Annotated in this window: 17 protein-coding genes and 1 pseudogene; 9 read left to right on the forward strand and 9 right to left on the reverse strand. The window is 58.3% G+C overall.

Features of this window, described 5'->3' with window-relative positions:
• Positions 1 to 14 precede the first annotated feature (14 nt).
• The 7 genes from rlmN to rpsT all read right to left on the reverse strand — a co-directional run bounded on the left by rlmN (position 15) and on the right by rpsT (position 12,106).
• On the reverse strand, positions 15 to 1,055 hold the full coding sequence (gene rlmN / locus SynBIOSU31_RS11960) for a 23S rRNA (adenine(2503)-C(2))-methyltransferase RlmN (RefSeq protein WP_186490325.1): 1,041 nt from the start codon (positions 1,053 to 1,055) through the stop codon (positions 15 to 17).
• Positions 1,052 to 1,204 carry a high light inducible protein gene (locus tag SynBIOSU31_RS11965; RefSeq protein WP_066911119.1) on the reverse strand — a complete coding sequence of 51 codons (153 nt, stop codon included), beginning with the start codon at positions 1,202 to 1,204 and terminating at the stop codon, positions 1,052 to 1,054. Before SynBIOSU31_RS11965 ends, rlmN begins: the two co-directional genes overlap by 4 nt.
• A 68-nt stretch (positions 1,205 to 1,272) precedes the next feature.
• Positions 1,273 to 5,442, reverse strand: coding sequence for a DNA-directed RNA polymerase subunit beta' (locus tag SynBIOSU31_RS11970; protein ID WP_255477227.1), 4,170 nt, complete (start codon positions 5,440 to 5,442; stop codon positions 1,273 to 1,275).
• Positions 5,423 to 7,327 carry a DNA-directed RNA polymerase subunit gamma gene (locus tag SynBIOSU31_RS11975; RefSeq protein WP_186490329.1) on the reverse strand — a complete coding sequence of 635 codons (1,905 nt, stop codon included), beginning with the start codon at positions 7,325 to 7,327 and terminating at the stop codon, positions 5,423 to 5,425. Before SynBIOSU31_RS11975 ends, SynBIOSU31_RS11970 begins: the two co-directional genes overlap by 20 nt.
• Positions 7,328 to 7,375: 48 nt before the next feature.
• Positions 7,376 to 10,669 carry a DNA-directed RNA polymerase subunit beta gene (rpoB, locus tag SynBIOSU31_RS11980; RefSeq protein WP_186490331.1) on the reverse strand — a complete coding sequence of 1,098 codons (3,294 nt, stop codon included), beginning with the start codon at positions 10,667 to 10,669 and terminating at the stop codon, positions 7,376 to 7,378.
• Between the two features lie 271 nt (positions 10,670 to 10,940).
• Positions 10,941 to 11,726, reverse strand: coding sequence for a TatD family hydrolase (locus tag SynBIOSU31_RS11985; protein ID WP_186493034.1), 786 nt, complete (start codon positions 11,724 to 11,726; stop codon positions 10,941 to 10,943).
• Positions 11,727 to 11,800: 74 nt separating this feature from the next.
• Positions 11,801 to 12,106, reverse strand: coding sequence for a 30S ribosomal protein S20 (gene rpsT, locus SynBIOSU31_RS11990; RefSeq protein WP_186490339.1), 306 nt, complete (start codon positions 12,104 to 12,106; stop codon positions 11,801 to 11,803).
• A 108-nt stretch (positions 12,107 to 12,214) separates the two neighbouring features.
• Between rpsT and hisD the strand changes: the two genes are divergently transcribed.
• Positions 12,215 to 13,537: a histidinol dehydrogenase gene (gene hisD / locus SynBIOSU31_RS11995; RefSeq protein ID WP_186490341.1), complete on the forward strand. Its 1,323-nt coding sequence runs from the start codon at positions 12,215 to 12,217 to the stop codon at positions 13,535 to 13,537.
• A 3-nt stretch (positions 13,538 to 13,540) separates the two neighbouring features.
• On the opposite strand, the gene rpiA is transcribed toward hisD, so the two are convergent.
• Together rpiA and SynBIOSU31_RS12005 are read right to left on the reverse strand one after the other, a co-directional pair.
• Positions 13,541 to 14,257 carry a ribose-5-phosphate isomerase RpiA gene (rpiA, locus tag SynBIOSU31_RS12000; RefSeq protein ID WP_186490343.1) on the reverse strand — a complete coding sequence of 239 codons (717 nt, stop codon included), beginning with the start codon at positions 14,255 to 14,257 and terminating at the stop codon, positions 13,541 to 13,543.
• 37 nt (positions 14,258 to 14,294) lie between these two features.
• Positions 14,295 to 15,368 carry a trypsin-like peptidase domain-containing protein gene (locus tag SynBIOSU31_RS12005; protein WP_255477457.1) on the reverse strand — a complete coding sequence of 358 codons (1,074 nt, stop codon included), beginning with the start codon at positions 15,366 to 15,368 and terminating at the stop codon, positions 14,295 to 14,297.
• 238 nt (positions 15,369 to 15,606) lie between these two features.
• Here SynBIOSU31_RS12005 and grrP point away from each other — a divergent pair, with 238 nt between their 5' ends.
• The 8 genes and pseudogenes from grrP to SynBIOSU31_RS12045 all read left to right on the forward strand — a co-directional run.
• Entirely contained in the window at positions 15,607 to 16,557 is a 951-nt protein-coding gene (gene grrP / locus SynBIOSU31_RS12010; protein WP_255477228.1) for an extracellular substrate binding-like orphan protein GrrP, read from the forward strand.
• Positions 16,558 to 16,594: 37 nt separating this feature from the next.
• Entirely contained in the window at positions 16,595 to 16,906 is a 312-nt protein-coding gene (grrA, locus tag SynBIOSU31_RS12015) for a GrrA/OscA1 family cyclophane-containing rSAM-modified RiPP (RefSeq protein ID WP_186490344.1), read from the forward strand.
• Positions 16,903 to 18,048, forward strand: a complete 1,146-nt coding sequence (grrM, locus tag SynBIOSU31_RS12020) for a cyclophane-forming radical SAM/SPASM peptide maturase GrrM/OscB (RefSeq protein WP_186490346.1) — start codon at positions 16,903 to 16,905, stop codon at positions 18,046 to 18,048. The genes grrA and grrM overlap by 4 nt, the downstream gene beginning before the upstream one ends.
• Positions 18,049 to 18,212: 164 nt before the next feature.
• A complete protein-coding gene (gene rimP, locus SynBIOSU31_RS12025; RefSeq protein WP_186493037.1) occupies positions 18,213 to 18,680 on the forward strand; it encodes a ribosome maturation factor RimP in 468 nt (155 codons plus the stop codon).
• Between the two features lie 54 nt (positions 18,681 to 18,734).
• Positions 18,735 to 20,228 (forward strand): transcription termination factor NusA, encoded by a 1,494-nt coding sequence (nusA, locus tag SynBIOSU31_RS12030; RefSeq protein ID WP_186490348.1) that lies wholly within the window; start codon positions 18,735 to 18,737, stop codon positions 20,226 to 20,228.
• Entirely contained in the window at positions 20,225 to 20,506 is a 282-nt protein-coding gene (locus SynBIOSU31_RS12035) for a YlxR family protein (protein ID WP_186490350.1), read from the forward strand. Before nusA ends, SynBIOSU31_RS12035 begins: the two co-directional genes overlap by 4 nt.
• Before the next feature lie 62 nt (positions 20,507 to 20,568).
• Positions 20,569 to 23,952, forward strand: coding sequence for a translation initiation factor IF-2 (gene infB, locus SynBIOSU31_RS12040; protein ID WP_186490352.1), 3,384 nt, complete (start codon positions 20,569 to 20,571; stop codon positions 23,950 to 23,952).
• Positions 23,952 to 24,515: pseudogene (locus tag SynBIOSU31_RS12045) on the forward strand (low-complexity tail membrane protein); the annotation flags it as partial. The gene infB and the pseudogene SynBIOSU31_RS12045, both read left to right, overlap by 1 nt.
• Between the last annotated feature and the right edge of the window lie 125 nt (positions 24,516 to 24,640).

Here is a 24,640-nt window from a genome sequence, read left to right on the forward strand (position 1 = left end):
GAGCGCAGTCTCCCTTACCGCTGTCGCGATCGTCTCAGCTGACCACAAGCCGCATCCTGATCAAGACCTCTGCTGGAGCGCAAGCTGACGGCCACACCGCGCCGTTCCAGCACGCGACGAAATCCCTCGATCCGTTCACGTGATGGACGCTGAAACTCTTCTTCCTCAATCGGGTTATAGGCAATCAGATTGACGTGACTCTGAAAGCCGCCAACCCGGTCGGCCAGTTCCTCGGCATGCTCCGGACGGTCATTGAGTTCTCCAAGCAGGATGTACTCGAAGCTCACCCGGCGGCCGGTAACCTCCAAATAGTGGCGACAGTCATTGAGCAAAGCGTCGTAGGGGTAGGCCTTGGCGGTGGGGATGAGATCTTCCCGCAGCTGCTGATTGGGTGCGTGCAGACTGACCGCCAGGGTGAATTGAGCTCTACCAAGAGTTTCAATAGCCAGCTCAGCAAGCTGAGGCAAGGTTTTTGGCACGCCAACGGTGCTCACGGTGATCCGGCGCTGGCCGATGCCCAAATCATCACTGAGGCAACGGATCGCTTCCAGGACGGCACGGCTGTTGAGCAGTGGTTCGCCCATCCCCATAAACACGATGTGAGAGGGGCGGCGATCCATCACCTCTCGCACACTGAGCACCTGATCGACGATCTCATGGGTTCGCAGTGAGCGCTGCAGCCCATCTTTTCCTGTGGCACAAAAACGGCAGGCCATCGGACAACCCACCTGGCTGGACACACAGATAGTCAGACGTTGATCCGTGGGAATGCCCACAGTTTCTATGGTTTCACCGTCATCAGTAGCCAGCAGCAACTTGGTGGTTGCATCGGAAGCCACGGAGCGATGCACCTCTTTCAGGCGGCCAATGCTCACCCCCTGATCGCTAAGCGTGGCTCGCCAAGCCTTGGGCAGAACAGTGATGTCATCCAGGGAGTGCGCACCCTTGGAATAAAGCCAATCGTGGAGCTGACGCCCGCGAAAGGCCTTCTGCCCCTGGGACACCACCCAGTCCTGGAGCTCGGCTGCGCTGCAACCGAGCAGAGCTTTACTCACCAGATCAGAAGACCGTGTCCAAGCTTGATTTCCACCGCAAGCAAGGCGATGAATCCGAGCATGGCCATGCGTCCATTCAGGCGCTCGGTGTGAGTGTGAAACCCATACCGAGGCAGGCGACGAACAGGAATCGTGGTGGGTTCAAGCATGGACAGGAGCTGCTTCAGCGCAAAGATTGAAAGGGACGGGGTGATGAGCGCGGACGCGACTACAGGTTTCAGTCATCGCTGAGAAGCCCCTCCTCCTGAAGCCCCTCAACGGCTTCGGCATCCACCACTTGCTCTTCTTTCAGCTCATTTTCAGCATCCGGGCGAGCAAAGGCAGCGAAGTTGGCACCACCCTCAATGCCATGACGGCTACGGGTGGCCTCCAGATCGGCATCGCTGGGGTCATCGAGAACCGCAGTGGCATCTTTGATAGGAGCGGCAGGCATATCGACGGTGTAGTCCGGACGAAGGTTCTGCATACGGCGGTAACCGACGGGATCCTCGGCAAGGATGTCGGGATGGGGCCCGGCTTCCGCACGAAGTTCCTCTTCGAAACCACTGAATCCGGTGCCTGCAGGGATCAGGCGTCCGATGATCACGTTCTCCTTGAGACCACGGAGCCAGTCGCTCTTGCCCTCGATGGCGGCTTCGGTCAGAACGCGTGTCGTCTCCTGGAAAGAGGCAGCTGAGATAAAGCTGTCAGTGTTGAGGGAGGCTTTGGTGATCCCCAGCAGAACCGGAGTGAATTCGGCCGGAGCTCCCCCGGTGATGGACATCGCCTGATTGGTGTCCTCCACCTGGCGAAGCTCAATCAACTCACCCGGCAGCAAGGTGGTGTCGCCCGCATCCTCGACGCGCACTTTGCTGGTCATCTGACGAACAATCACCTCGATGTGCTTGTCATCGATCGACACGCCCTGGGATTTGTAGACGTTCTGAACCTCAGTCACCAGACGATGCTGCAGGTTGGCGATTGCCTCCTGGGCAGCATCCATCAGCGGCTTGCGACCGCGCAGATCTTCGAAGAAACACTCCAGCAGTTCATGGGGGTTGATCGGCCCGTCCGTCAGCAGCTCGCCAGCCGTCACCTGTTGGCCATCGTTGACCATCACATTGCGGCCGAGCAAAATTGGATACTCCCCAATGGCATCATCGGTCTCGATGACTGTCACCACAGTCGTTTCATCGTCTTCGCCCTGCTTGATCTCAACCGTGCCGGGCTTCTTACAGAGAATCGTTGATTCCCGAGGGCGTCGGGCTTCCAGCAGCTCCTCGATTCTGGGCAGACCCTGAACGATGTCACCGGTCTTCTGACGTTCAAACACCAGCAAGGCAAGACCGTCACCTCGCTGCACCAGATCCCCATCGCGCACGTGCAGGAGCGAATCCGGTGAAACCATGTAAGGACGCCCCAGGCGAAGGGTGACCGCCTTGGCATCCACCTGTTCCACCTCGCCACAACAATCAGCGGGCTGGCCTTCAGCGAGAAGATCACCGTCAACAATGCGCTGACCGACAGTGACCACAGGCTTGGCAGCCGTACTGATGGTCACGGTGTCTTCGGCGCGCTCCACAATCAGGCGACGCACAGGCTCACTTTCTGTGGCTTCAGGCATCTGAGCCACACCCTCCTGCTTGCAGAGGATCTGAGTGGTGGCGACCACCTCGCCGGCTTTGATCGACTGACCGTCCTCAATCTGGAGTTCGGTATGGGTGGAACCATGACTGGAGTCAGAAATCGTGTCACGACGGACCAAAATGCTTTCCAGGATCACCAGCTGAAGCCGCTCGATCGTCTTGGCGCGCCTGTCAGGCACGCGTTCCACATCCACAGTCATCTGCGGTGTGGTGTCGAATGTTTCAAGCATCAACTGAGTGCGAAGCAGCTCGACACCCTCGACAGACTTAACCAGCTCGTTGTCTTTGAACGAGAGGCGCTGGGTTGCCTTTAAGCCGAGGTGAGGACCATTCGGCTGCTTGACGTGTCCAAGATCAGGGAGCTGTGCCTCGTTAGGAATGGTGTATTCCTCAACCGGGCGAAGCAGCAGACCTGAGCCTTCTGGGGTTTCGACGGTTTGCACGAACACCATGGCATCGGTGCTGATGCCCTTGGCAATCGATTCACCGGGATTGACCATCACACCGTCGCCGGTGAAACGCTCGAGAGCTTTTTTCTCCGTGCAGAGATGGAAGCTGCCGCTGCGCACAATGATCTCGCGCAGGATGTCGTTTTTCTGAGTAACGGTGACGATGCCTGCTGTCTGGCTGAAGATGTCCTTGACAACTTCAGTACCTGCTTCAATCCACTGACCATCAGTGATCATCAACAGAGAAATGTCCTTGTTGATCTCATGCGTTTCCTGAGGGATCCAGAGCAGAGTTCCACCCTTGTTGACCTCGTAACCGTTTTTGGCAGATCGGGCCTTCTTGATGGCGAGGCCGGGAGCGAAGCGAACTAGTCCACCGGTCTGGGTGCGGAATCGATCGTCATTGAGTTCAGCGACAACTTCGCCACTACCGATCTTGCTGCCAGGGATTGTGTTAAGGCGGTAACGGGTGCCGTCCTTGGCCTCCAGATTCCAGATCTCACCAGCATGGGTGGATTCACCCTGCAGCTTGAAGTCACGCAGTGTCATCGACGTGGTGACAATCTGCACCTCACGTGAATCACCGAGGGCTTCGCGCAGGCGAACGGCACCGCCGTACTCACTGGCCTGGCTGGCTTCTGCGAGAACTTGGGCTTCAATGACCTGAGCACCAGCTGTAACCACAGGCTGGGCATTGGGGGGGAGGTTATACACATCCCCCGCCAGCACCCACATCCTTCCAAGACGTTGTGCCTTGTGCGTGATGTTGCCCTGACGGTCGGTCACTTCCCTGGGCTGAATGGTGGGGTCATAACTGACCTGTCCAGCCAAATCGCAGATCACATCCTTGGTGGCCTTCTCAACACTCTTCTTGACCGCACCAGCGGCAATCTGAGCGACGGTCACGTCTGAAGCGATCTCCTGGCCGTTGTCCACAAACAACAGCGAACCGCTGGTGATCTCGATCTTTTGAGCCTTGCCCTTGTTAGAGGGATTGATGGTGAGCTTGAAATCAGCCTCAGCCTGCTGGGCATCGACACCATGCGGAGTGCGATAAGGACGCACGCGTGCTTTGGCGCCGAACTCAACGGTGCCCTCCACCTTGGAGCGAACCACTCCAGATTCCGCCGTTGACACACCACCGGTGTGGAACGTTCTCATGGTGAGCTGCGTTCCGGGCTCACCAATCGATTGGGCGGCGATAATTCCGACGGCTTCGCCGAGGTCGACGAGTTCGTTGTGGGCCAGAGCCCATCCGTAGCACTTACGGCAGACCGAACGGTTGGCTTCACAAGTGAGAGGCGAACGCACACTCACCGCCTCAACCCCGGCCTTCTGAAACTTCTGAGAAAGGGGCGGATCGATTTCGGTGTTGCGCTCGGCAAGCACCTCTCCTTCGCCAGACAGCACCTGATCAGCGGTGAGACGACCCACCAACCGATTTCCGAACTTACCGTTCTCAGCCTTGACGACGATCCGGCGCATCGTGCCGCAATCGTCCTCACGCACGATCACGTCCTGAGCGACGTCAACCAGACGTCTTGTGAGGTAACCGGAGTCAGCCGTTCGCAGTGCCGTATCTACCAGGCCCTTGCGAGCGCCATAGGAGGAGATGACGTATTCAGTGACGGTCAGGCCTTCACGGAAGTTGGTGCGGATCGGAAGGTCAATGATCTCCCCCTGAGGGTTGGCCATCAGACCGCGCATGCCGACCAGCTGGCGCACCTGGGACATGTTCCCCCGAGCACCAGAGTTGGCCATCATCCACACCGAATTGAGTGGATCGTTCTGGTTGAAGTTCTTCTTGACCGCATCCACCAGGCGCTCGTTGGTTTCCGTCCAGGTGTCGATGACCTTGGTGTGACGCTCAACCTCTGTAATCACACCAAGGCGATAAGACTCCTCTGTGGCAGTGATTAACTCTTCTGCTTCGCCGAGAAGAACCTGCTTTGCCTCAGGCACTTTGAGGTCATCAACGGAGATCGAGACTGCCGCCTGGGTGGCGTATTTGAAACCCAGATCCTTGAGCTGGTCTGCCATGGCGGAGGTTGCCGCCGTGCCGTGATGTTTGAAGGCCCAGGCAACGAGCTGTTTCAGGCCCTTCTTATCCACCACGCGATTGCGGAAGGGTGGCGGGGTTTTGGCCAAAGCACGCGCCTCCTTAGCAGCTGCTGCGGCAGCCTTAGCGGCCTTGGCAGCCTTGGAGGACTTGGAGGACTTACGGGACTTGGAGGGAGTGGAGGTCATGACAGCGCTGAAAATCGTATTGGTGGACTGATTCGGTCTTGATCGTTTAGGTGGCTGCCACCGCATCGATGATCGTGTGATTCATCACGACTCGACCAACGGTTGTGAGGATGTAGCGGCTGATCAGAGCGCCCTCTTCATCAAAACGGTCGCGACGGTAAGTCCATTGCTCAAGACGGGTGCCGTCGGAGAGGGTTTCGGAGCTCACAGGCTCGTCGCGCTCGTCGTCGTCCTCGACCTCACCGTTGAAGCGCACCCAGACCCACTCATGCAGACCCAGATGCTTGTCTTCCAGGGCATGAATGACATCCTCTAAATCAGAGAACGTGCGACTGCGATCGCCGAATTCGACCGGCGTCATCTGGGGTTGCAAAGCCGTGAGGTAGTACGTACCAAGCACCATGTCCTGTGAGGGCGTGATGATTGGTTCGCCGGTGGCTGGAGAAAGGATGTTGTTGCTGGCCAGCATCAACATGCGAGCCTCGGTTTGGGCTTCGATCGCCAGGGGCACATGAACAGCCATCTGGTCGCCATCGAAGTCAGCGTTGAACGCGGGACAGACGAGAGGGTGGAGCTGGATGGCACGACCATCCACCAGTTTGGGCTCAAAAGCCTGAATACCGAGTCTGTGCAGAGTCGGAGCTCGGTTAAGCATGATCGGATGCCCCTCGATCACCTCCTGAAGCACCTGCATCACCTCGTCATCGGCACGCTGAATGAGCTTCTTGGCGGCCTTGATGTTGTTGACAATGTTTTGACGGATCAGGCGATGGATCACGAATGGCTGGAACAGCTCGATCGCCATCTCCTTGGGAAGGCCGCACTGATGCATCTTCAGTTTCGGACCCACCACGATCACGGAACGACCGGAGTAATCGACACGTTTACCGAGCAGGTTCTGACGGAAGCGACCCTGCTTGCCCTCAATGATGTCGCTGAGTGACTTGAGAGGTCGATTGTTGGCCCCAACCACAGTGCGCCCGCGGCGACCGTTGTCGATCAGGGCATCCACAGCCTCCTGAAGCATCCGCTTTTCATTACGGACGATGATCTCAGGGGCGAGGATCTCCTGGAGACGCGCAAGTCGGTTGTTGCGGTTGATGACCCGGCGATAAAGGTCATTGAGGTCAGATGTGGCGAAACGACCGCCATCCAGCTGCACCATCGGGCGCAGATCAGGAGGAATCACCGGAATGACATCGAGCACCATCCATTCCGGACGGGCATTGGTGGCGATGAAGTTGTCGATCACGCGCAAGCGCTTGATTAGTTTGGCGCGCTTCTGACCCTTGCTACTGGCGATGTCCTCTCGCAGCTGTTCACCCACCTCATTGAGGGTGAGGTCTTCCAGCAGCTGCTTCAGGGCTTCCGCGCCGATACCCACAACGGGCTCATTCTCAATCTCGGAATCTTCGGCATAGATTTCATCCTCGATCTCCAGCCACTCATCTTCTGTAAGAAGCTGTTTGTACTTCAGATCCTTGTGGTCACCGGCATCCAGCACCACGTAGCAGTTGAAATAAACAATCTGCTCCACATCGCGCAGGGGCATATCCAGAAGGATGGCCACATAACTCGGGATGCCCTTGAGGTACCAGACATGGGAGACGGGAGCAGCGAGCTTGATGAAGCCCATGCGGTGCCTGCGCACCCGGCTTTCAGTGACCTCAACACCGCAACGCTCACAGACGATGCCGCGGTGACGAACCCGCTTGTACTTACCGCAATGACATTCCCAGTCCTTGGACGGGCCGAAGATCTTTTCGCAGAACAGCCCGTCCATCTCGGGCTTGAGGGTTCGATAGTTAATCGTCTCAGGCTTGGTCACCTCGCCCACCACCTGGCCATTGGGCAGGGTGCGCTGACCCCACTCCATCACCCGATCAGGTGAAGCAAGTGTGATCTTGACGTAGTCGAAGTGGTTCTCGGTCCGAAGGTTGCTGTTGGTCATTGACGGTTAAGGAAGAGGGAGCGGTTTGTCGAATCGTTCGTTGATCCGTCAGTCCTCGTCGTAGTCAGCGACGCCCAAGGATTCATAGGTGGGCCTGCTGGGAGTGCTGCGACGCGGGTTCACGTCCTGCATCAGATCCACTTCCTTGCCTTCATCGGTGAAGACGGCAATGTCCAGACCCAGCGACTGGAGCTCGCGCATCAGCACCTTGAAGGATTCCGGCGTTCCCGGGCGTGGGATCGGCTTGCCTTTAACGATGGCGTTGAGAGCCTCGTTGCGTCCCTGCATGTCGTCAGACTTGACAGTGAGCAGCTCCTGAAGGGTGTAGGCGGCGCCGTAAGCCTCGAGAGCCCACACCTCCATTTCTCCAAGACGCTGACCACCCTGCTGCGCTTTGCCCCCCAGAGGTTGCTGGGTAACGAGGGAGTAAGGGCCAGTCGAGCGGGCGTGAATCTTGTCGTCCACCAGGTGAACCAGCTTGAGGAAGTGGGAATACCCAACCGCCACTGGCTGATCAAAAGGCTCACCGGTGCGGCCATCAATCAGCTGAAGTTTGCCGGGGTCATCCGGGTTGTAGATCCATTCCTTACCAGGCTGTTTGGCCGCTGTCTTCAGGAAGGTTTCGACAGTTTTCTGGGACATTTCAGGGCCATACATCTCATCAAAGGGCACGACCTTCACACGGCAGTCGAGATTGGAAGCGGCCCAACCCATCAGCAACTCGAACACCTGACCGACATTCATACGGCTCGGAACACCCAGAGGGTTGAGCACGATGTCCACGGGAGTGCCGTCGGGGAGGTAAGGCATGTCCTCACGAGGAAGAATGCGGCTAATGATTCCCTTATTGCCGTGGCGGCCAGCCATCTTGTCGCCAACCTGGATCTTGCGGCGCTGTGCCACATACACGCGGACCACCATGTTGGCGCCGGGGGGCAGCTCGTCACCTTGTTCACGGGTGTAGATGCGCACATCCACGACGCGTCCGCGCTCGGTGCTTGGCACCCTCAGTGAATTGTCACGGACGTCACGGGCTTTTTCACCGAAAATCGCGCGCAGCAGTTTCTCCTCTGGTGGCTGATCGGATTCGCCCTTTGGCGTCACCTTGCCAACAAGAATGTCGCCGCTCTCAACAAATGCACCAATACGAATGATGCCCATCTCATCGAGGTTGCCAAGGCTTTCCTCTGCAACGTTGGGAATCTCTCGAGTGATCTCCTCTGGCCCAAGCTTGGTCTGACGGGCCTCGATCTCGTACTTCTCGATATGGACCGAGGTGTAGAGGTCGTCATTGACCAGACGCTCACTGACAAGGATGGCATCCTCGTAGTTGTAGCCCTCCCATGGCATGTAAGCGATCAGCACGTTCTGACCGAGCGCGATCTCACCGCCTTCACAAGCGGAACCATCGGCAAGAACCTGGCCCACAATCACCGGGTCTCCCTGGCGAACAATCGGACGCTGATTCAGACAAGTGTCCTGATTGGAACGTTGGTATTTCTGAAGGAAATGGTTGTGTTCAAGACCTTCCTCGTCCTGCACAACGATCGCGGTGGCGTCAACGAAGGTGACAGTGCCGTTCACCCGGGAGATCGGGACCATGCCCGAGTCGCGAGCAACCTGGGTTTCCAGACCAGTTCCGACAAGCGGACGCTCCGGACGCAACAGCGGAACAGCTTGACGCTGCATGTTGGAACCCATCAGCGCGCGGTTGGCGTCGTCGTGTTCCAGGAATGGGATCAAAGAGGTGGCAACGGAGATCACCTGTACCGGTGAAAGCTGCACATAATCCACCTGCTCGGGGGGGACCTTTTCAAAATCCTGCCTGTATCGGACAGGGATCAGTTCAGCGAGGATCGTTCCATCGCTGTCGGTCGCCACATCTCCAGGGGCGACACGACATTCGTCCTCAAGGTCGGCTGACAGATAGATCGGATCGCCCTGCTTGAGCACCCGGCCATCTTCAACTTTCCAGAACGGGGTTTCAATGAAGCCATATTCATTCACCCGGGCATGGGTGGCGAGTGAATTGATCAGGCCGGCATTCGGACCCTCGGGCGTCTCAATCGGACAGAGGCGGCCGTAGTGGGACGGGTGGATATCACGCACAGCAAAGCCCGCACGCTCCCGAGTCAGACCACCTGGTCCAAGCGCTGAGATGCGTCGTTTGTGCGTGAGTTCAGCCAATGGATTCGTCTGATCCATGAACTGACTCAGCTGACTGGAGCCGAAGAACTCCTTAATGGCAGCGACGAGCGGCTTGGGATTGACCAGCTGGGCAGGGGTCAGCGAGTCGGTCTCACCGACGGTCATGCGTTCCTTGATGATTCGCTCAAGGCGGTTTAGACCCACACGAACCTGGTTCTGAAGCAGCTCACCGACCGAGCGGACCCGGCGATTACCCAGGTGATCGATGTCATCAAGGCTGGCACCGCCCACATCCAGCTCAAGATTGATCAGGTAATCAAGGGTGGACAGCACATCCTCATGGGTGAGGGTGCGCACGGAATCTGGGATGGTAAGGCGGAGTTTCTTATTAATTTTGTAGCGACCCACACGACCGAGGTCGTAGCGCTTGGGATCAAAGAAACGGGTCTGGAGAAGCTGCTGACCGCCACTGACTGATGGCGGCTCGCCGGGACGCAGCTTTTTATAGAGCTCAAGCAAAGCCTGATCTTCGGAGCTGATGCCCTCGTCATTAGCGGCTTCAATCGACTTCTTGTAGTACTCCGGGTGACGGAGCTTGTCGATCACATCGTTGTCCGACAAGCCCATGGCACGCATGAGCACGTGGGCGTTGATTTTGCGGGTCTTGTCAACGCGGACATGCAAAAGATCGTTTTTGTCGGTCTCGAACTTCAGCCAGGCGCCGCGGTTGGGAATAACGCTGGCGTTGTAAGTACGACGTCCATTCTTGTCCATTTCATCCTTGAAATAGACCCCGGGGCTACGCACGATCTGGTTGACGATCACGCGCTCTGCGCCGTTGATGATGAACGTCCCCCGCTCCGTCATCAACGGCAGCTCGCCGATGAACACCTCCTGTTCCTTGATCTCACCGGTCTCTTTATTGACAAGCCGACAGGTGACATACATCTGTGATGCAAACGTCGCATCACGACGCTTGGCCTCTTCCACATCGTGACGAGGGCGCTTCAGTCGATACTCACTACCGACGAAATGAAGTTCGAGCTTGCCGGTGTAATCAGTGATCGGCGAGAAGCTTTCAAGCTCCTCGATCAGTCCTCTCTCAAGAAACCACTTGAAACTGGCACGCTGTACCTCCACCAGATCGGGCAGATAGGTGGCGGTCTTGGCGACCTGAATCGCGCTGCTGCTCATGCGGAGACCTGCAGATATTGGAGGGGACAGTGGGGCCTGAAGTAGGCAGCCAGTTCAACCATGGAGGGGCTTTCAGCCAAAACAACGGAGGCCATCCCCTGGAAAGGGACAACCTCCGCAATAACTGGCTTTCAGAAGACTCGGGTCAGAACTGCTGACGTCGTCAATGCACCGGACGGTAATGGACGCTTCGGGAGCCCAAGCACAGGTAACCATGCTTGGCCAGGCCAATAAGTCATCTTACACTTTCGTCCCCCAGCGGTCTCTTAGGTCAGGGAAGCCTGAACAGACGCCTTGCATTGGCAGTGCTGTCCTGAGCAACCTGCTCGAGAGACTGCTCGCGAAGTTCGGCAACACGCGTAGCCACTGAAGCCACAAATGCAGGCTCATTGCGCTTACCACGGCGAGGTACCGGCGCCAGGAACGGACAATCTGTCTCCACCAAGAATCGATTCTGAGGAACCTCCCGCGCACAGTCATGAGTCGGCACTGCCTTGGGGAACGTCACTGTGCCACTGAAGCTGATGTAGAAACCCAGCTCCAAAAACTGATGCATCTCCTCGGGGGTTCCTCCCCAACAATGCATGACGCCGGCAGGACAACGTCCTTCCAGCCTTCGCGAACGCAGTTCGGTCAACATCGGCTCTGCCGCATCGCGGCAATGGATGATCACCGGCAGGTTGAGCTCCACGGCAAGGTCGAGCTGGGGCCGCAGGATCGCCAGCTGTTCATCCAGATTCTTGTCGCGGAAGAGATCCAGACCGAGCTCACCGATGGCCACTACCCGGCTGTCATCGAGCGCTGCCAGGCGCAAGACATCGATTGTGTCCTGGCTCCAGTGCTTGGTATCCAGTGGATGAACACCAACGGAGTAACGCATCTCCGGAAATCGATCAGCCAACGACCGGATGGCCGGAATTTCACTCGGCTCAACGCAGGCATGCAGAAGCGACTTCACACCGGCACCCCGCCAACGCTCCGCTACAGCATCGAGATCCTCTTCAAAGGTTCGAAAGACGATGTGACAGTGACTGTCGATTAACACCGGAGTGGCCATCGGATCCTGAAACGCGCCTTCAGGATCCATTGTGCAGGGATTGAGCCCGTGGACCGGACTCAGACAACAGCGATTCAGCCCGCGGCGGGAACTGGATCGATCGCTTTTTTCACAGCAACCGTTAGTCGGGCTTTCTGGTGAGCGCCGGTATTGCGGTGCAGCACACCTCGCTTCACAGCCTTATCGATCTTGCTGAACGCAGCATTCATGCTGGTTTGAACACCAGCTTTCGCCTCATCGCCAGGGGTGGCGGTGTAAGCGTCACAGGCACTCATACAACGCTTCATCAGCGTGCGCATGGCCGATTTATAAGCCTTGTTTTCAAGGCGATTGCGCTCAGCGATCTCAACGCGCTTCTTTGAGGACTTGTTATTGGCCACAGACGCGGATTTCTCATCGACAATCCATAACCTTAGCTCAGAGACCCTTGGCTCCCATCAAAGTTATGGGGGTGGCCCTAGCTTGAAGAGACCTGATGACGGGCGTTGATGACCACCGTGAGCACGGAGCCAGCGGCGAGCGGTCTGCCCAAATGCCTCGAGAGTGCAACCGGGGCTGAACAACAGCTTGATCGGATTTCAACTCGCACTACTGGGCAAGCCCAGAAAGAGGCGACCGCCACAGTCGAAGCCATCATCGAACGCGTGCGCTTTGAAGGTGATCGTGCACTCGTAGCGCTGACTGAACAGTTCGACGGTTTCCGTCCGGAGCCACTGCGCGTTCCAGCGATTGAGCTGAAACAAGCCTGGGATAACAGTCCTGCAAATCTGAGAGATGCCCTGGACCTAGCCCATCGTCGGATCCAAGATTTTCATCAGCGACAGAAGCCACGGGATCTCGATGTCCAAGGCATTCATGGCGAGCGACTAGGACGGCGATGGCGACCGGTGCAAGCTGCCGGTCTCTACATACCAGGCGGACGAGCCTCCTACCCGAGCACGGTGCTGATGAATGCGGTTCCTGCAAGGGCCGCCGGAGTGAAAAAGCTAGTCATGGTCACCCCGGCAGGACGGAATGGCCAGGTGAACCGCACGGTGCTGGCGGCTGCTCACCTGGCGGGCGTGCAGGAGGTGTATCGAATCGGAGGTGCCCAGGCGGTCGCCGCTCTCGCCCTGGGCACCGAGACCATCCCCCGCGTTGATGTCATCAGTGGGCCGGGCAATCTTTACGTGACACTCGCCAAGAAGCTGGTCTATGGGCAGGTCGGAATCGACTCCCTCGCTGGACCCAGCGAAATACTGGTCATCGCCGACGGATCGGCCAACGTTGCGCAAGTCGCTTCGGATCTATTAGCTCAGGCGGAACATGACCCACTGGCTGCGGCCATCCTTCTCACCACATCCCAGTCCTTAGCAAATGCCCTTCCTGCGGAGCTCCAAGCTCAACTAAACAAGCATCCGCGTGAGGCTATTTGCAGACAATCTCTTGGTCAGTGGGGGCTCGTCGTGGTCTGCGACAACCTTGAAACGTGCGCACGTCTTAGCGATCGGTTTGCGCCGGAACACCTCGAGCTGCTTGTGGAGCGACCGCGAATGTTGGCTGATCGCATTCAGCAGGCAGGCGCCATTTTCATCGGTCCCTGGAGCCCGGAGGCTGTCGGCGATTACCTTGCCGGCCCCAATCACACCTTGCCGACATGCGGTTCGGCGCGTTACAGCGGTGCTCTGAGCGTGGAAACATTTATGCGCCACACGTCAATGATCGAATTCAGCCGAGAAGCCCTTGAAGCAACCGGCGGAGCGGTGGTGGAACTAGCCGACAGCGAAGGACTTCACAGCCATGCAAACTCAGTGAAGGTCAGGCTGGACTGACGATCAGCCGACTTTGTCCAGACGGCGAACACCGGCTAACCCGTCGTTCACTTCACCGACCAGCACCTCATCGGCGAGGTTCACGAACAAACCATTCTCCAGCACACCAGGAATGTTGTTGATGCTCCGCTCCAGATCCACAGAATCGGCGATTCCTCCTTCGAAGCGGACATCAAGCACCAGATTGCCCTGATCGGTGACGACGGGCCCGGCCTTGCGATGAGCCATGCGCAATTCAGCTGTTCCATTCATCGCCAGTAACTGCTGCTGAACCTGACGCCAGGCTCCCGGCAGAACTTCAACCGGCAAAAGAAATTCGAGATTTAGTCGTTCCACCAGCTTGGTGGAGTCAACAACCACAACGAAGCGTTTTGCGCGAGCCGCAACAAGCTTCTCCTGAACGTGGCAAGCACCGCCACCCTTGATCAACTGGAACGAAGGATCCACCTCGTCAGCACCATCAATCGCCAGATCGATCCGGTCCACAGCATTCAGGCTGCGCAACGGGATTCCCAACTCAGCAGCAAGCACTTCTCCTTGAAACGAAGTGGTGACCCCGACGATGTCCTTGAGCTGTCCGGATGCCAAGCGCTGCCCGAGTCCCTTGATCATTAGAGCCGCAGTGGAACCCGACCCCAGCCCCACGATCATGCCGTCACGAAACTGTTCGACCGCCGCTTCCGCGACGGCCTGTTTCATCTGGTTCTGAAGATCTGACATCGCTCTGGTTTAAACCGGCGAGACCGTAGCAAGGGTTTCAGCCGAAGCCCGGCAACGGTTCGGGTTTAACAGACAGCTGCAGATCTTTTTCGCCACGAATGACCTGCAACATCAGGGGCTGATGGATCTCAGCCTGATCGACCTGCTGCAGCAGTGTCTGTGGATCATCCACTGGAACCTCTCCTGCCATGACCACCAAATCGCCTCGACGCATGCCAGCACGCTGAGCGGGACTGTCAGGAAGAACAGACTGGACCAGAGCACCGGAGCGTTCCGGCAGTTCAACCAGCGCATTGGGGTCGCGGTTGTGCTCCCGGGCAATTCTGGCCGTCAAAGGAATCAACTGAAGCCCGAGATAGGGATGAACGACCTCTCCGGCCTTCTGAAGTTGCTCAGCAACTCGGTTCGCCAAGTTGATGGGTATGGCAAATCCGAGTCCTGCCCCAGGGCCAGATCTGACAAGCGTATTAATGCCGATCACGCGACCATCGGCATTGACCAGAGGTCCGCCCGAGTTTCCAGGATTAATCGCTGCATCAGTCTGGATGAGGTCAAGACGTTTGTCGTTGAAACCCAGGCTGCTGATATTGCGATGCAAGCTGCTGACAATGCCAAGGGTGACGGTCCGTTCAAGGCCGTAGGGCGTGCCCAAAGCGATAGCCCAGTCGCCGACATCCAGCGCATCGGAGTCCCCGAGCCTGGCCGGCTTGGGAGACTGACCACCCTCCAGCCGGACCAGCGCCAGATCTGTGACTGGATCGCGCCCAATCACGACACCATCTCTCTGCTCTCCGTCAGCCAAGGTGACATTGACCTCCTCCACCTGCTCGACCACGTGGGCATTGGTAAGCACCAAGCCCTCCCGGTCGATCACAACGCCTGAACCCTGGCCGCGTTGACGCTCTGGTCCATAACCGGGCTCGCCGAGTAAGTCCCTAAGCAGTGGGTCGATCAAGTTGGGGTCAAATGGCTGTCGCTCCACCACCCGCTCTGTGTCGATCCGCACCACTGCCGGAGCAACGTTGCGCACTGCGTCAGCCACAAAACTGTGTGTGCCCGGAAGCGCACTGGACGCTGCAAGCACCTGGGCCGGCAAAACAATGAATGACAGGGCAATCGAAAGGGTTCCCAACCACCTGAGAACCCATTGCTTGGACAACCGGCCAGGAACCACGGACGAGAGCGAAATAACTGCGCTCACGCTAGGAGGGCCAATCGGAACATTTGGGCTCAATCAATGAGAGCGGGGCCAGCGTCACGGTCATCCGCTGAGAGCTACAGGAATGATCCTGATCGGGCAGGTTTCTAATTTCTCGAGCTGGCCTCTTCGGTCAGCCGTGCCTATTGGTGTGTCAAACCGATCTGACGGTGACCTCACCATGCGCCTGATCCAGAAGGCCGCAACCAGCCTGCTCGCTCTGTCCACAATCGCCCTTGTTGGGTGTCAGAACGAGAAGCCTGCAGCGGATAACTCGGCCAAGAGCTCCTCCGCCAAGAGTGTCTATGACACCGGCAAGCTGAGGGCGGTGGTCATCGGTGATTCATTGCCGATGGTCAAGAAGGACGGCGACAACTACGACGGCTTGTCGTTTGTAGTTCTAGAAGCGATTCGGGATCAGATCAATGTGTCGCCGAAGAAAAAAGACAAAGAGGTCAGCATCGAACCAATCGCTGCGGATTCCGCCCGCGACGGCCTGGACATGATTCGATCCGGAACAGCTGACATCGCCTGCGGTGTTGCCTTCACTTGGCAACGCCAACGCACCCTGACCTACACGATGCCGTTCTCCGTAGGTGGCGTTCGACTGCTCGCCCCAGCGGACATCGATGGCACTCCAAAAAGCCTGAACGGCAAAACGGTCGGTGTCGTGAAAGACAGCATTGCGGCCAACGTGCTGGCGGAATCGGTGGATGACGCCAAATTTCAGTTTTTCGACACACCTAATGAAGCTCTGGCTGCGGTCAAGGACGGCACCGTTGAAATTCTCGGTGGCGACAGCCTTTGGCTGAGAGCGAACAAAACTGCGACGGCACCAGGATCCTCATTGGTTCCTAACAGGCCCTATGCCCGCTCCGGAGTGGGTTGTGTGGTGGCAGGTACCACGCCCCATCTCCTCAACATCAGCAATCTGGGCATCGGTCGTCTGCTCTCGGGCTACATCAACGACGACGACGGAGTGCGTTCTGCCATCAACACCTGGATCGGCACTGGCAGCACCGTGGGCCTGAAGGACGAACAGATCAACCGGTTCTTCACGATCGTGCTCTCCACCGCCGCTGAATTCAATCCGCAGTCCTGAACTCGAGTTTTGAATTGATCCATCGTTTCCCTCAACCATGAACAAAACAAGTCTTCTCAGCCTCGCCGCCGTCCTGGCAACGAGCGCAGTTCTGTGCGAATCATCCAGAGCCGCAGTTCACAACGAACCTGATCTGGGTAACTCCCTTGAGCAGCGCATCGAGCGCATGAGTCCTGAAGCCTGGGCGATGATGAAACGCAACGGCCTTCTGACTGAGGAGGAGATTGCGCGCGCCTGGGGCAACGGCGGCGGCCGAGCCTGGGGTAACGGCGGAGCTCGCAGGGGCTTCGCAAATGGTGGCGGCGGCGGCTTCGCCAACGGCTACCGCGGTGGATTCGCCAACTGGTGAATCATTCCGATTACGGCCCGATCGGCCTACTGGTGATCCAATCGACGTCGCTCTGCAACCTCGACTGCAGCTACTGCTACCTGCCGGATCGCCAGCGGCGCAACGTATTCAACCTTCAGCAGCAGTTACCCCTGCTGCTGAAAAGGGTTTATGAGAGCCCATTCTGGGGACCCCATCTCTCGATCCTTTGGCACGCCGGTGAGCCGCTGACGCTGCCAAACAGCTTCTATGACCAGGCCAGCGCGATCATCCAGCGCCAGACCGCAGGCCTGCAGGAGCAGGGTGTGGTGATTGAGCAACACCTGCAGACCAACGCGACGCTCATCAACGATGACTGGTGCGATTGCTTTGTACGCAACCGCATTGTTGTTGGAGTCAGTGTGGACGGCCCCGAGGACATTCACGACAGCCACCGACGCTTTCGGAACGGCAAGGGGTCTTATGCACAAACCATGCGCGGTATCCGCACACTGCGCGAGCGCGGCATCGATTTCCATGCCATTGCCGTTCTGACTGCTGATGCGCTCGAACAACCGGAGCGGATGTACGCCTTCTTCCGGGATGAAGGAATTCATCAACTCGGTTTCAACGTGGAGGAGCAGGAAGGCGTGCACACCAGCTCCTCCATGCAAGGCCTCCTGAAGGAAAAGCTCTACAGAGACTTTCTTTCACGTTTCTGGGCCTGCAATGAAAAGGATGGTTTCCCGATCCAGGTACGTGAGTTCGATCAAGTCATGGGCATGATCGCAGGAGGCCAACGGCTGCTGCAGAACGAGATGAATCGTCCATACGCGATTCTCAGCGTGGACGCCAAAGGCAACTTCTCAACGTTCGATCCCGAGCTGCTGTCGGTTGAAACGGAACGCTATGGCCTGTTCAACCTGGGCAACATCCGCGATGTGTCGTTGATGGAGGCCACCCAAACGGAGCCATTTCAGAAACTGCTTCGCGACATGTCTTCAGGGATGAAGCGATGCAAACAGGAATGTGAGTACTACGGGTTCTGCGGTGGTGGAACCGGCAGCAACAAGTACTGGGAGCACGGCAGTTTGGATGCCACAGAAACCTGCGCGTGTCGTTTTTCTAGTCAGATCCCTGTGGATGTGCTCCTGGAGAAGCTGGAAACAGCAGCCGGGCCATGATCAATGCATCGGAATGAAAGGCGACCTGTCACCTGCCCAGTAGTGAGGGGGGGGGGTCGGCCATCCTTTAAATTGAATCCACGGCCTGGTGAGATCCTCTCTCCGGGAGGGTGATCAATGCATCCACCATCGGGCCTGAGCCCGAGACCACCTTTCCCGCCCCCTTGCCCCATCCACTCCTTCCGGATCTCACTTCTTTGGCTAAAGCCACGGCTGAAAGCCATGGATTTGCATTCGTTAGCGCCCAGGTGCTGACGCATCTGCAACCGATGACCCTGCAGGTGCAGATCCGTCGCGGCAATGGTGATGACGTCTCTCTGGATGACTGCGCAGGTTTCAGTGCACCAATGGGAGAGGCCATCGAAGACTCTGCTCTGCTCACCGAGGCCTATGTTCTGGAAATCAGCAGCCCCGGGATTGGGGACAAGCTTCAGTCGGCCAGGGATTTTGAGACCTTCCGGAGCTATCCCGTTGATGTCGTCCATAAAAACGACGAAGGCCAGGAGCAGCGCTTATCGGGAACCCTGCTGGAACGCACCGAAGACCACCTCCAGATCAACATGCGTGGCCGGGTCAAACGAATCCCGAGGGATTCGGTGATCAGCGTTGAGCTCACAAGCCCTACAGGCTGAATCGATTACGACCTCCTCCGATTTTTCTCTCCTTCACTCCTCCTCGTCACAGCAATGGCACTTGTTCTTCTCCCTGGCCTCACCAACCTGATCGATGACATCAGTGAGGAGAAGAAGCTTGCTCCTCAAGTGGTGGAAGCCGCTTTAAGAGAGGCACTGCTCAAGGGCTATGAGCGCTACCGCCGCACCCTGTATTTAGGCATCGGAGAAGACCCGTTCGACGAGGAATACTTCAGTAATTTCGACGTCGCTCTGGATCTTGAGGAAGAGGGCTACAGAGTTCTCGCCAGCAAGATCATCGTGGAAGAGGTTGAAAGCGAAGACCACCAGATCGCGCTTGCTGAAGTGATGCAAGTGGCTGAAGACGCCCAGGCCGGCGACACAGTGGTCCTGGATGTCACCCCAGAAAAAGAAGATTTCGGTCGCATGGCTGCGGCCACAACCAAGCAGGTGCTGGCCCAGAAGCTGCGTGATCAGCAACGTCGAATGATTCAAGAGGAATTCGCCGACCTTGAAGATCCAGTTCTGACCGCCCGCGTGATCCGCTTCGAACGCCAGTCCGTGATCATGGCTGTGAGTTCAGGACTGGGGCGTCCTGAAGTGGAAGCAGAGCTTCCTCGGCGTGATCAGCTGCCCAACGACAACTATCGCGCCAATGCCACCTTCAAGGTTTTTCTAAAAGAGGTCAGCGAGGTACCAAGGCGAGGTCCTCAGCTCTTTGTGAGTCGAGCTAACGCCGGGCTGGTGGTGTACCTGTTTGAAAACGAAGTGCCGGAAATCCAGGAAGGATCTGTGCGCATTGTTGCCGTAGCCAGGGAAGCCAATCCCCCTTCACGATCCGTTGGTCCCCGCACCAAAGTTGCAGTGGACAGCATCGAGCGGGAGGTGGACCCTGTCGGAGCCTGCATCGGCGCCCGCGGCTCCAGAATTCAGCAGGTGGTGAATGAACTCCGCGGAGAGAAGATCGATGTCATCCGCTGGTCGCAGGATCCTGGGCAGTACATCGCCAACTCGCTCAGCCCTGCACGAGTCGATGTGGTTCGGCTCGTCGACCCTGTCGGCCAACATGCTCATGTGCTGGTCCCACCAGATCAATTGAGCTTGGCGATTGGCCGCGAAGGTCAGAACGTGCGACTGGCGGCACGACTGACCGGATGGAAGATCGACATCAAGAATTCCAGCGAATACGACCAGGCAACAGAAGATGCTGTTGTCTCAGAACTGATCGCGCAACGCGAGCAAGAAGAAGCACTACAGCGTGAAGCTGAAGAAAGACTCGCCATTGAGCAGGCCGCCAGAGCGGAAGAAGATGCTCGCCTGCGTGAGTTGTACCCCCTACCGGAAGACGAAGAGGGGTACGGCGAAGAAGCGGAAGACATGATGAACGACGCTGACATCTATGAAGAGTCAGCTGAATCGGAGTCAGCTGAATCGGAGCCAGCTGAATCGGAGCCAGCTGAATCAGAGCCCTCCGATGCTGCCGCAAACCAGGAAGAGGGTGAAACTGAAGAGGTTGTCAGTCATTCCGATGAGGAAGAGGCCCGGTGAACACCTCACGCCCTGTCCTGCGTCGATGTGTCGCCTGCCGAGAGCTGTTTGACCGCAGCCTTCTCTGGCGGGTCATTCGCGACCATCGGGACGGGGTTCTCCTCGATCAGGGCATGGGGCGTTCGGCCTATCTCTGTCGCAAGGAGAGCTGTTTTGAGGAAGCACAGCGCCGAAAACGCCTGCACAAAGCCCTGCGATGCCAGGTGCCCGACAGCGCGCTTGAAGAGCTGAGAAAGCGACTGAACCCAAACAAGGAATCAGCCGCTGAGGCAAGATGAACACTGGCCCCACCTTGTGTGGTGCCCCGAGCACCCCGTGCCCGGACCGACCGGAGACCTGAATGACCAGCAGCGGCAAAGTCAGAATCTATGAGCTGTCCAAGGACCTTGGCCTGGACAACAAAGACGTGCTGGATGCCGCTGAGAAGCTGTCCATTGCGGCCAAGAGCCACAGCAGCTCGATCAGCGAATCCGAGGCAGGCAAGATCCGCACGATGTTGAAGAGTGGTGGTGCGTCCCGTCCAGCTGCAGCTCCCTCGAAACCCGCACCGGGGAAGTCAATCCTTTCGGTGAAGAAGGCCGACAGCGTTGATGCCACTGCACCGGTCAAGCCAGAGCAGCCGAAACAGGCTCCTGCACCAGCGGCACCAACCCGCGCTGCTGCATCGCCGCAGCGGCCGCCTGCACGGCCCGCCGCTCCCTCAAAACCTGGAACACCGCAGGCGGCTGCACCCCAGAAGACCGCGCAGAAACCAGTAGCACCGCCACAGACGCTCGTTCGCAAGGAGCCTCCCCAAAAGCAGCCTCCTCAGAAACCGGTTGAACGCCAATCCCAGGCACCCTTGCAGCCGACACCTCGACCAGCTGCTGCCCCAGGGCCAAATCGCACAGCCAGTCGTCCGGCGTCCCCACCGGCCAGACCCAGCGCGCCCTCACCCTCAACAGCAGTAACCCCTCGCAATACGGCTCCGATTCGTCGCTCACCAAGCGAGGGGGGCGCACGCCCGACTCCTCCTCCGCCAGGACGACCCCAGCCCAAGTCGCCGGTGAACAGAACAGTGGCACCCCCGCAGAGACCAGCCAAACCCGAACTGGTGGGTCGTCCCCAACCAAAGCGGCCTGGAACAGGTGCACCCCCAAGACCCGGGGCTCCCCGACCTGGCGCTCCCGCCGGTCAGCGTTCCGGCGCGCCACAACGTCCAGCAGGTGCACAACGCCCTGGTGCTCCCACTCGTCCTGGTTCACCCTCTGGCCGCCCTGGCGCCGGACGCCCCGCTAGCACCCTTGAATTGGTCGGCAAGCCGATCCGTCGCGACAGCACCAGTAACCGCGGCGAAGGAGCGCGACCTGGAGCTGGTCCTCGCAGTGGAGCTGGCTCCAATCGCCCTGCAATGCCGCCTGGCATGCGCAAGCCGGTGGCTCCCGGCGAGCTCATGCAACTGCAGAAGCCCACGGGTCGACCGGCCGCACCGCCACCGCGGCGTCCAGACGGCACCCCTGTCTCACCCCGTGGTGATGGTCCCAAGGCCACACCCCCGGTTAATCGTCCTACCCCCTCTCCCGCAACGGCCCCGCGCCGTCCTGGCTTCCGTCCTGGAGCTGGTCCCGGCGGACAGCGACGCCCCGGTCGACCCGACTGGGATGACAGCGCAAAGCTGGAAGCGCTGCGCAATCGCTCCCCTCAGAAGCAACGCCAGAAGGTCCACATCATCGGTGAAAACGATGATTCGCTGGCAGCGCAGACCGGTGGTTTCGCTGGTGAACAGGAAAACATGGTGTTGTCGGCGAGCCTTGCTCGTCCCGCCAAGCCCAAATCCCAGCAGAGGAGTACACCAAAGCCCGTCGCGGCGATCCGCAAGCGGCGCAAGGAAACCGCCCGCCAACGTCAGCGGCGCAGGGCTATGGAGCTGCGTGCAGCTCGCGAAGCCAAACAGGTGCGGCCAGAGATGATTGTTGTGCCGGAGGACAACCTCACGGTGCAGGAGCTCGCCGACATGCTCAGCGTGGAGAGCTCAGAAATCATCAAATCCCTCTTCTTCAAGGGGATCATCGCCACGGTCACCCAGACCTTGGACATGCCGACGATCGAAACGGTGGCCGAAGAGTTCGGCGTGCCTGTCATTCAGGACGACGTTGAAGAGGCTGCCAAGAAGACCGTCGAGATGATCGAAGAAGCGGACCGGGAATACCTGATCCGACGTCCGCCCGTCGTGACCGTCATGGGCCACGTCGATCACGGCAAAACAAGTCTTCTGGATGCGATTCGAAAAGCGCGGGTGGCCGCTGGAGAAGCCGGTGGAATCACCCAGCACATCGGTGCCTATCAGGTCGAAATCGAACACAACAACGCAGCGCGCAAGCTCACCTTCCTTGATACGCCAGGTCATGAAGCATTCACGGCCATGCGTGCAAGGGGTACCAAAGTCACAGACGTTGCAGTTCTTGTTGTGGCAGCCGATGACGGTGTGCGCCCGCAGACGCTGGAAGCCATCAGCCACGCCCGCGCTGCAGAGGTGCCGATCGTGGTGGCCATTAACAAAATCGATAAAGAGGGGGCCTCTCCTGACCGGGTCAAGCAGGAGCTGTCTGAACAGAATCTGCTCGCAGAGGAGTGGGGCGGCGATGTGGTGATGGTGCCTGTGAGCGCCATCAAGGGAGAAAACATCGACAAGCTGCTGGAAATGTTGCTGTTGGTCACCGAAGTGGAAGACCTACAGGCCAATCCCGATCGCATGGCCCGCGGCACCGTGATTGAGGCGCACCTGGACAAGGCCAAAGGCCCTGTGGCCACGCTCCTGGTTCAAAACGGCACATTACGGACAGGTGATGTGGTTGCAGCCGGGCCTGTGCTCGGGAAAGTCCGGGCGATGGTCGACTACGCAGGAGTGCGCCTGAAGGACGCCGGGCCCTCCTTCGCAGTCGAAGCCCTTGGATTCAGCGAGGTACCCACCGCCGGCGACGAGTTCGAGGTCTATGCAGACGAGAAGTCCGCAAGGGCCGTTGTCGGTGATCGAGCCTCCGACGCCCGTGCAACCCGCCTCGCCCAGCAGATGGCGTCACGAAGGGTGTCACTCACGGCAATGTCTGGACAGGCCAACGAAGGAGAGCTCAAGGAGCTCAACCTCATCCTCAAAGCCGACGTTCAGGGTTCTGTCGAAGCCATTCTCGGTTCGCTAGAGCAGCTGCCCAAGGACGAAGTGCAGGTCCGCGTCCTGCTTTCAGCTCCTGGTGAAGTCACTGAAACCGACGTGGATCTCGCGGCTGCTTCAGGAGCCGTCATCATCGGCTTCAACACCTCGATGGCCTCAGGCGCCAGAAAGGCTGCTGATGCCAACAGCGTGGATGTGCGTGATTACGACGTGATCTACAAGCTGCTGGAAGACATCCAATTGGCGATGGAAGGCCTACTCGAACCCGAGCTGGTCGAAGAATCCCTAGGCGAAGCTGAGGTCCGCGCCGTCTTCACCATTGGCAAGAGTGCTGTGGCCGGTTGCTATGTCACGACCGGCAAGATTCAGCGCAACTGCAAGGTACGGGTCCACCGCGGCAAGGAGATTGTCTATGCGGGCGATCTCGACTCACTGCGTCGCAACAAAGACGACGTGAAGGAAGTGGCTACTGGTTTCGAGTGTGGTGTGGGTACCGATCGCTTCGCAAACTGGCAAGAAGGTGATCGCATCGAAGCCTTCAAGATGGTCACGCAGCGCCGCAAGCTCACCACCTGATGATCAGCCGCCGAGAGCCACTGCTCTGGCTTCAGTTGATGGCGATTGCCGTCATTCCTCTGGAGCTCGAGTTGATGCGGCTCGTGTTGGCCGGACCCGCATTCGGACCAGCCCCGGCTCTTGAGCGTCTGCTGATCTGGGGCCTAACAGTCGTCGCACCCGGCGTGCTCCTGTGGAAGCGACCCGCGGACTGGGCCTCACTCATCCTGGTGCGCATTGCACCAGCCAAGCGAAGTCTTGATCAACGCCGCATCAGCGCCATCCCGCAGCCGCTCGGCCTCAAGGCAGCCTTGATCATCGGCGTCGCCCTACTGCTGCCGCTGTTCTGGTGGGTCGACCAATCGGCTCTGTTAGTGGTGGACTTCTCCCCCACGCAGAACAGCAGCCGACTCACGGCTTTGCTGCTGGCCGGTCCGTTACTGACGCTGATCCTCTGGCAATGGCAACAGCTCTTGCAGGCCATCAGGCTTTTGACCAGAAGTGATGAGACCTTTGCAGACCTCACGCCGATCAACGCGGCCGACCTGCAAACCACTCACCTTTCCCTTGGTCTTGGGCTGCTGCAACTGCCGCCTCTGGAGTGGCTTGCAGCTGATGACATTGGCCAAAGACCGAAAAAGAAAGACTCTGAGAAGCGCGATGCACAGATCAACCAAGCCGCTGTTGGTCCAGAGCCCGATCCACCACC

Source organism: Synechococcus sp. BIOS-U3-1 (genome assembly GCF_014279975.1).
Classification (GTDB): domain Bacteria; phylum Cyanobacteriota; class Cyanobacteriia; order PCC-6307; family Cyanobiaceae; genus Synechococcus_C.

Bases quoted from the DNA above. Each gene is read 5' to 3' on its own strand.
- SynBIOSU31_RS11965 (WP_066911119.1), bottom strand. From the start codon at position 1,204: ATGCTTGAACCCACCACGATTCCTGTTCGTCGCCTGCCTCGGTATGGG.
- SynBIOSU31_RS11970 (WP_255477227.1), bottom strand. From the start codon at position 5,442: ATGCGGTGGCAGCCACCTAAACGATCAAGACCGAATCAGTCCACCAAT.
- SynBIOSU31_RS11975 (WP_186490329.1), bottom strand. From the start codon at position 7,327: ATGACCAACAGCAACCTTCGGACCGAGAACCACTTCGACTACGTCAAG.
- rpoB (WP_186490331.1), bottom strand. From the start codon at position 10,669: ATGAGCAGCAGCGCGATTCAGGTCGCCAAGACCGCCACCTATCTGCCC.
- SynBIOSU31_RS11985 (WP_186493034.1), bottom strand. From the start codon at position 11,726: ATGGCCACTCCGGTGTTAATCGACAGTCACTGTCACATCGTCTTTCGA.
- hisD (WP_186490341.1), top strand. From the start codon at position 12,215: ATGACCACCGTGAGCACGGAGCCAGCGGCGAGCGGTCTGCCCAAATGC.
- rpiA (WP_186490343.1), bottom strand. From the start codon at position 14,257: ATGTCAGATCTTCAGAACCAGATGAAACAGGCCGTCGCGGAAGCGGCG.
- grrA (WP_186490344.1), top strand. From the start codon at position 16,595: ATGAACAAAACAAGTCTTCTCAGCCTCGCCGCCGTCCTGGCAACGAGC.
- nusA (WP_186490348.1), top strand. From the start codon at position 18,735: ATGGCACTTGTTCTTCTCCCTGGCCTCACCAACCTGATCGATGACATC.
- infB (WP_186490352.1), top strand. From the start codon at position 20,569: ATGACCAGCAGCGGCAAAGTCAGAATCTATGAGCTGTCCAAGGACCTT.